This window comes from Bacillus sp. bc15 (genome assembly GCF_900142585.1).
GTDB lineage: Bacteria > Bacillota > Bacilli > Bacillales > Bacillaceae_G > Bacillus_A > Bacillus_A cereus.
Genome location: NZ_FRBJ01000006.1, coordinates 299,175 through 306,808 on the forward strand (window position 1 = coordinate 299,175; position 7,634 = coordinate 306,808).

Genomic DNA, 7,634 nt, shown 5'->3' on the forward strand with positions numbered 1-7,634 from the left:
TTTCCTAGTAAACGGAAATGCTTACTTTCAATTAGGGAGGAATTTAAAATGGCAATTCAAACAAGTAACTTAGGTTATCCACGTATCGGACTACAACGAGAGTGGAAAAAAACATTGGAAGCTTTTTGGTCCAATAAAATTGATGAAGAACAATTTTTAACAACAATGAAAGAAATTCGCCTTCAACACGTAAAAGTACAGCAAGAAAAAGGGATTGAACTCATTCCAATTGGCGACTTTACATATTATGATCACGTTTTGGATACTGCCTATATGCTAGGATTTATCCCATCACGTTTTTCTGAGTTTACATCTTACCTTGATGTATATTTCGCAATGGCGCGTGGCTCTAAAAATCACGTAGCTTCCGAAATGACAAAATGGTTTAACACAAACTATCACTATATCGTTCCTGAATATGAAGAGGGATTACAAATCTCTTTAAAAGATAATCGTCCACTTCGCTTATACGAAGAGGCAAAACAAGAATTAGGAGTAGATGGAAAGCCTGTTATTTTAGGTCCATATACTTTCTTAAAATTAGCTAAAGGCTATACACAAGAACAATTTCCTTCCATTTTAAAACAGTTAGTTGCACCTTACGTACAACTGCTTTCAGAACTACATGCAGCTGGTGCACAAGCCATTCAAGTTGATGAACCAATTTTCGCTTCTTTAACGAAAAAAGAAGTTCAACAAGCAAAAGAAATTTATGAAGCTATTCGTAAAGAAGTTCCAAATGCGACTCTTCTTTTACAAACGTATTTTGATAGCGTGGAAGAAAACTATGAAGAAATTATTACATTCCCGGTATCCGGTATTGGATTAGATTTCATTCATGGTAAAGAAGGTAATTTAAATGCTATTTCAAAATATGGATTCCCAGCTGATAAAACTTTAGCTGTCGGTTGTATAGATGGCCGTAACATTTGGAGAGCTGACCTTGATGAAGTTCTTGAGTTATTTACAACGTTACAAAAACAAGTCCAAACGAAAGATTTCATCGTTCAGCCTTCTTGTAGCTTATTGCATACACCGATTGATAAAACAGAAGAAACTCACTTATCGACTGAGCTATTTGATGCATTAGCATTTGCAAATCAAAAATTAGAAGAGTTAGTTCTTATTCATTCCGCTCTCACTCAAGGTACAGAAAGCATTAGTAATGAGCTGGAAACATATCGAAACGTACATCATACAATTCGCTCATCTGCTGCACGTAACCGAGAAGATGTTAAAGCAGCACGAACAGCACTAAAAGAAGAAGATTTTTCACGCCCTCTTCCATTTGAAAAACGATACGAATTACAACAAGTTGCCCTGGAGTTACCGCTATTACCAACAACGACCATTGGTAGCTTCCCGCAAACAACTGAAGTTCGTCAAACGCGAAAAGAATGGCGTAACGGTGTTATTTCAAATGAACAATATGAACAATTTATTGAAAAAGAGACAGAAAAATGGATTCGTTACCAAGAAGAAATTGGGCTTGATGTCCTTGTACATGGTGAATTTGAAAGAACTGACATGGTCGAATATTTTGGTGAGCGCCTTGCTGGTTTCTCATTCACTAAAAACGGTTGGGTACAATCATACGGTTCCCGCTGCGTAAAACCACCTGTTATTTATGGTGATGTAGCCTTTATTAACGGCATGACTATTAAGGAAACAGTTTATGCACAAAGCTTAACGGAGAAAGTTGTAAAAGGAATGTTAACTGGACCTGTTACGATTTTAAATTGGTCCTTCGTTCGAAATGACATTCCAAGAAAAGAAGTTTCGTATCAAATTGCACTAGCTCTTCGTCACGAAATTGAACTACTTGAATCTTCCGGAATTAGAGTAATCCAAGTCGATGAGCCAGCACTTCGTGAAGGAATGCCACTAAAAGAAAAAGATTGGGATGCTTATATTACATGGGCAGTACAATCCTTCCTTTTAGCAACTTCTTCTGTAGCAAATGAAACACAAATTCATACTCATATGTGTTACAGTAACTTCGAAGATATTGTTGACGCGATTCGCGCATTAGATGCAGATGTAATTTCTATCGAAACATCAAGAAGTCACGGAGAATTTATTGATACGTTAAAACATACAACATATGAAAAAGGCATCGGTCTAGGTGTATATGATATTCATAGCCCACGTGTACCGAGTAAAGATGAAATGTATAAAATCGTAGAACAATCTTTAGAAGTATGCGATCCTAAATATTTCTGGATTAATCCTGATTGTGGTTTAAAAACGAGAAGAACAGAAGAAGTTATTCCAGCTTTAGAACATATGGTTCAAGCAGCGAAAGATGCTCGTTCCCTTTTAAAAACAAACGCATAACAAAAATGGGTTATCCTTTTCTCAGGATAACCCATTTTTTATTCTTTACTTTCAAAGAAGAATTCGTATTGTATTTTATATAATTCATCATCCGTTGGCTCTTCAAGAGGAATTGCTTGTAAGACAACTGTATACTCACCATTTGGAATAGATATTTGAAATTTGTTTGAAAGAATACTCGTTATAACGATACTTTCATTTTCAACCGTAAAAGGAACCGTAATCGTTCTAACCACTTCTTCTTTTTCAATATGTTTCCCTGGGGTCACTTTCACTTCACAAGTATAATCAGAAAGTGCTTCAAAAATAACAGTTCCCTCTGCCTCAGCATAACCTCTTTCAAAATCTTCATCCGTCCAGTCTACATAAGGCTGCTCACCGTCATAGTTCATCAACATTAATTGCGAATAAGAAATTGTTAACTCCATAGTTCCCCTTCTCCTTCATTATGAAATGTACAAATACTACTTCACTTCAAATTTCACACGCGTACCATCTGGATATTTATCTAACTTATTCCCTACCCAAGAGCCTGCTCCCCGGTTATCCGCCGGACTTATATATTCAATATGTGCTCCTTTTCCGCCTTCCTTGCACATCGCCATTGGCCATTCATCACGATCATACCCTTTTTTTGATGGATACGGTGCTAACGACAATTTCCTTCTATCTGCAGCACCACCACGATCGATTGTACAAACTTCTGAATGCCCTTCTTTTATAGCATCCGTAATATGTTTTCCTGTCTCTGGATAACGTTCTTTCGGAAATTCTAACACTTGATCATACGTATTCGTTTTCTTTACACTTGTTTCCTCTGGCACAAGTACTTCATAAACTGCTACTAAAATAGACAGAATTGCAATAATTGAAATGATAATACCTTTTAATTGCTTCATGTATACCTCCATGTTTCTACCAGTTTCTTTTCCTCAGTTATTATAACAAACTTCTCCTGTATATGTTTTCAGACATTATTTTAGTTATTCCTTGCCATTCCGCCAAAAAATTTCATTTTTTCACTAATGCTGTAGAAAACTAATAGCCTTCCGACATTCTTTTTCAAAGGAAGTCCTCATAAAAGATTGAAATGATATATACGATACTTTTTGGGGAGGAAATATCATGGAAGCTACCTATAAAACGAAAGATGTCACGAATAAAACAGGCATCCCAAAACATATAGTCCGCAAATATAGTCAACTGTTAGAGGAACATGGTTATATGATTTCTAAAACAGCTGATGCTCGTATTTATAAACTTGATGATTTAAAACTATTGAAATCTATACATGAAAGAGCTGCCACATTACAAGAAGATATTTCAGAAACGATACCGATTATTTTAAAAGAAAAAGAGGCCCCACCTGTACCAGTTATACAAGATAAGCAAGAGATACAACCGAAAGAAAAAGAAGATGGGCGTAACTTTGAGGAGTTCATGTTGAAACTTGAAATGCTAGCTCAATTAAATGAAGCAATTATTCATCAAAATTCTACTCTAATTACACAAAATCGTTTAAAGGATGAAAAACTAGATGAATTGATGCAACAAGTGTATGTAAAAGAAGGCTCTCAAGAAAAAATGCTTCAAGAATTAGTCGAGCACGCCGCTCAAACAGATGCATTGCAAAAAGAAAAAATGGACTTATTAATGAATCATATGTATAAACGAGAATCCAAACAAGAAGAAAAAATGAATAAACTTGTTAGTCAAATTTATAACAAGGACAGTAATCGTGATGCACAGCTTATGCAAGTTATTCGAGAAATTCAAGAAACAAAAAGAATGGTCGCTGCCTCAAAAGAGCAAAGCTTCTTTCAATCATTTAAAAGTTTATTTAGCCGAGCAAAACAAGAAAAAACAAATGAATAAACAATATAAAATAAAAAGTTACCTTCCATCGGTAACTTTTATTCCTTATTTTGTACAGCTGGTAATATAATAATTGCTTCAGTGCCTTTTCCACTTTCACTCTTATATTCCAATGTACCATTATGCGCTTGTAAAATACTAAATGTTACCATAAGCCCTAATCCTGTCCCTTTTTCTTTTAAAGAATAATATGGTTGCCCCAGCCTTGCTAACTGTTCTTTCGTCATACCAACACCACTATCTTTAACTCTTATTATGATTGTTTCGTCTTTTTGAATAGCTGTTACTTTTAAATATCCTTTATTTCCTTGAATTGCTTCAATACCATTTTTAACAACATTCATAATAGCTTGCTTCAATTTTGTCTTATCACCAATCGTATAAAGACTTTCTGAAATTTCAACTTGTAAATATACACCTTGCATCGCTGCAAATGACGACATAAGAGTGGTCATTTCTATTAATTGGGCTGATAAACAAATGTGTTCTTTTTTCTCAATTTGCGGCCTTGCTAAATTCAAGTAATCTGAAATAATTTGTTCCGCCCGATCCAATTCAGCTAATACGAGACGCATATAATCCTTATTCTTCACATCTTCCGTACTTTCTAGCAATTGGATAAATCCACGAACAACAGTAAGTGGATTTCGAACTTCATGTGCCACACTTGCTGCTAACTCACTTACAATATTAAGCTTTTCTGATTTTTGCATCTCTGTACGTAGCAATGCATTTTCGTTTAAATATTCAGTTAAATACACCTGAAATACCATTGTCATGACCATGATAAGCGAGGCAAATATAAATCCGCTATATATTTGCGAAATATACGGTGTAAATCCTGTTTCCAAAAGAACATTAATCATGCCTAATACTAAAGAAACAAGCACATAAAATGATGAAATCATAAATGCTAAAATTAATTTCTTATCTCTTGAAAAAAGAGACCATTTCTTTGATAAAAATAGCGGAACTATCAATAGAAATGTTACTTCTAAAACTGGAAGAAAGCTCATTCCCTTTAGTAACCATTCATATGCAACAAAAATAACCGCTGGGATTAAACCAACAATCCCACCATATAAAAAACCACTGACAATTGGAATTGGGTGAAAGTTATACCCACACACATTGCCAAAACAAATAGAGTATGTCATGGAGAGAACGAGCGTAACGCTAGATAAAAACATAATAAAGTAACGATTTGGCTTCGGAGGCATTTCTTGATAGCGATTTAAACGAATCGCTTCATATAAAAATAGTGGTAAAATTATGATGGCAATTTGAATCAACAAATCACGGATAAGCTCCATAACCTCTCATCCCCTATATGTATTTTGATATGATTATATCATTTTATAGGTTTATTTGTTTTAAAATTTTGATTTTTCTTAACGTATTTGTTAATTCTTTGTTAACAACTCATAATAATTGTTACAGATTTTCGAAATGATTGTAAACCCTGTACCAAATTTCCTTCGTGCAGTATACAATGAATACGGATTACAAAGAAAATGTAAAAATACTTTTTTAGACGGACAACTATAGCAAAATACAGCATATAATCCATACTATCTATGTTTACAAATAAGTGATCATTACTTTAGTAGGAGGAAGATAAATATGGCGGGTACTACGCTTGTTTTAAAAGAAGAAAATTTGGTTGTTCTAGAAAATGTTGAAAAATCAGTATATGAAGAGTTACAGCATAAAGCAGGAGATGAAGATTGCACATGTGCTGTGAACGAATCAGTTGTTCACCTTGGCAAGGTATCCTCTGTACTCTGGAATGAAGATGAAATAGATTGGGAATACGGATATTAAAAAGTCGCTTATAGCGGCTTTTTTTCTCTTTTCTCTCTCTTTCTAAATTACATATACAAAGCGCAATGATAGAAAATATGATAAAATGAACTTAATTTTCAAACGGAAGAAAGGGAGATACAATGGAACAATTCATTAACCCTAGAGTGAAGGATATCCAAATTTCTGGAATCCGTCAATTCTCTAACATGATTCAACACTATGATAATTTGATTTCTTTAACAATCGGACAACCCGATTTCCCTACACCTTCTCTCGTAAAAGAAGCGGCAAAACGGGCTATTACAGAAAACTATACAAGCTATACACATAACGCTGGTTTACTAGAATTACGTAAGGCAGCTTGTAACTTCGTAAAAGATAACTACGATTTACATTACTCACCTGAAAACGAAACCATCGTTACAATTGGTGCTAGCGAAGCAATTGATGTTGCATTCCGAACGATTTTAGAGCCAGGAACAGAAGTAATTTTACCTGCTCCTATTTATCCAGGTTACGAACCTATTATTCGATTATGCGGTGCAACGCCCATTTTTGTAGATGTTCGTGAAACTGGATTCCGTTTAACAGCTGACGCGCTAAAAAATGCTATTACAGAAAAAACAAGATGTATCGTACTACCATATCCTTCTAACCCAACTGGTGTAACTTTATCCACAGAAGAATTAAAAGATATTGTAGATGTTTTAAAAGATAAAAATATTTTCGTCCTTTCAGATGAAATTTATAGCGAGCTTGTGTATGAACAAAAGCATACATCTATCGCTCATTTCCCAGAAATGCGTGAAAAGACAATTGTCATTAACGGTTTATCTAAATCACATTCTATGACTGGCTGGCGTGTTGGACTTTTATTCGCACCAAGCTATTTAGCAGAACACATATTAAAAGTTCATCAATACAATGTAACGTGTGCTACTTCAATCGCTCAATACGCTGCGATTGAAGCATTAACAGCTGCTAAAGACGCACCCAAAATGATGCGCCACCAATATAAAAAACGCCGTGATTACGTATATAATAGACTCACTCAAATGGGATTAGCAGTTGAAAAGCCAACAGGTGCATTTTACTTATTCCCATATGTTGGTCATTTGACATCTTCATCATTTGATTTTGCACTTGATCTTGTCAAAGAAGCTGGACTAGCTGTAGTTCCTGGAACAGCATTCTCTGAATACGGTGAAGGCTACCTTCGCTTGTCCTATGCGTATAGTATCGAAACTTTAAAAGAAGGCTGCGACCGATTAGAAGCCTTTCTAAAGAAAAAAGCTAAGAGTTAAACTCTTAGCTTTTTTCTCAGAGTGTTGGGAAACCCTTTAGGGGTTCCCAACACTCTGTAATCATTTTGATTTTAGCGAATAAAAACAACATAAAATAATAGAGTTTCAAAAAAATAGCCCTCCACCAGACCTTTTTTGGTCAGATGGAGGGCTATTTTTTTCATGTTTTGACAAGCTGCGGTGAGATAAGCCTGCATTTGGACAGACTTCAGCCCTCGAAATCGAGCATATCGATAGCCATGTAGTTCTTTGGCGTCTGCAAAGCTTCGCTCTATAGTTGAACAGCGTACTTTGTACAACTTTTTCCCTGTA

The 7,634-nt window shown here is 35.1% G+C and carries 7 protein-coding genes and 1 pseudogene; 4 read left to right on the forward strand and 4 right to left on the reverse strand.

Annotated elements, in window-relative coordinates; translation table 11 throughout:
* The first annotated feature begins 48 nt into the window (after nt 1-48).
* Nucleotides 49-2,337 carry a 5-methyltetrahydropteroyltriglutamate--homocysteine S-methyltransferase gene (metE, locus tag BUA87_RS20650; protein ID WP_072940563.1) on the forward strand — a complete coding sequence of 763 codons (2,289 nt, stop codon included), beginning with the start codon at nt 49-51 and terminating at the stop codon, nt 2,335-2,337.
* 38 nt (nt 2,338-2,375) lie between these two features.
* Here metE and BUA87_RS20655 read toward each other — a convergent pair whose 3' ends face one another.
* Nucleotides 2,376-2,765, reverse strand: a complete 390-nt coding sequence (locus tag BUA87_RS20655) for a competence protein ComJ (RefSeq protein WP_000424024.1) — start codon at nt 2,763-2,765, stop codon at nt 2,376-2,378.
* Between the two features lie 36 nt (nt 2,766-2,801).
* The gene (nucA, locus tag BUA87_RS20660) at nt 2,802-3,236 is read right to left on the reverse strand and encodes a DNA-entry nuclease (protein ID WP_000811494.1); all 435 of its coding nucleotides are present in this window, start codon (nt 3,234-3,236) and stop codon (nt 2,802-2,804) included.
* Between the two features lie 226 nt (nt 3,237-3,462).
* Here nucA and BUA87_RS20665 point away from each other — a divergent pair, with 226 nt between their 5' ends.
* On the forward strand, nt 3,463-4,212 hold the full coding sequence (locus BUA87_RS20665; protein ID WP_000388467.1) for a DUF3967 domain-containing protein: 750 nt from the start codon (nt 3,463-3,465) through the stop codon (nt 4,210-4,212).
* Between the two features lie 38 nt (nt 4,213-4,250).
* Here the strand turns inward: BUA87_RS20665 and kinB are convergent, their stop codons facing one another.
* Nucleotides 4,251-5,525: a sporulation sensor histidine kinase KinB gene (gene kinB / locus BUA87_RS20670; RefSeq protein ID WP_000420372.1), complete on the reverse strand. Its 1,275-nt coding sequence runs from the start codon at nt 5,523-5,525 to the stop codon at nt 4,251-4,253.
* Nucleotides 5,526-5,835: 310 nt separating this feature from the next.
* Between kinB and BUA87_RS20675 the strand changes: the two genes are divergently transcribed.
* Both BUA87_RS20675 and BUA87_RS20680 read left to right on the forward strand, forming a co-directional pair.
* Nucleotides 5,836-6,036: a hypothetical protein gene (locus BUA87_RS20675; protein ID WP_000929276.1), complete on the forward strand. Its 201-nt coding sequence runs from the start codon at nt 5,836-5,838 to the stop codon at nt 6,034-6,036.
* Between the two features lie 122 nt (nt 6,037-6,158).
* Entirely contained in the window at nt 6,159-7,322 is a 1,164-nt protein-coding gene (locus BUA87_RS20680) for an aminotransferase A (protein ID WP_072940566.1), read from the forward strand.
* A 60-nt stretch (nt 7,323-7,382) separates the two neighbouring features.
* Here BUA87_RS20680 and BUA87_RS20685 read toward each other — a convergent pair.
* Nucleotides 7,383-7,634 (reverse strand): annotated as a pseudogene (locus tag BUA87_RS20685) (transposase); the annotation flags it as partial.

Excerpts from the sequence above, each read along its gene's own strand:
- metE (WP_072940563.1), top strand. The coding sequence starts at position 49 with ATGGCAATTCAAACAAGTAACTTAGGTTATCCACGTATCGGACTACAA.
- BUA87_RS20655 (WP_000424024.1), bottom strand. The coding sequence starts at position 2,765 with ATGGAGTTAACAATTTCTTATTCGCAATTAATGTTGATGAACTATGAC.
- nucA (WP_000811494.1), bottom strand. The coding sequence starts at position 3,236 with ATGAAGCAATTAAAAGGTATTATCATTTCAATTATTGCAATTCTGTCT.
- BUA87_RS20665 (WP_000388467.1), top strand. The coding sequence starts at position 3,463 with ATGGAAGCTACCTATAAAACGAAAGATGTCACGAATAAAACAGGCATC.
- kinB (WP_000420372.1), bottom strand. The coding sequence starts at position 5,525 with ATGGAGCTTATCCGTGATTTGTTGATTCAAATTGCCATCATAATTTTA.
- BUA87_RS20675 (WP_000929276.1), top strand. The coding sequence starts at position 5,836 with ATGGCGGGTACTACGCTTGTTTTAAAAGAAGAAAATTTGGTTGTTCTA.
- BUA87_RS20680 (WP_072940566.1), top strand. The coding sequence starts at position 6,159 with ATGGAACAATTCATTAACCCTAGAGTGAAGGATATCCAAATTTCTGGA.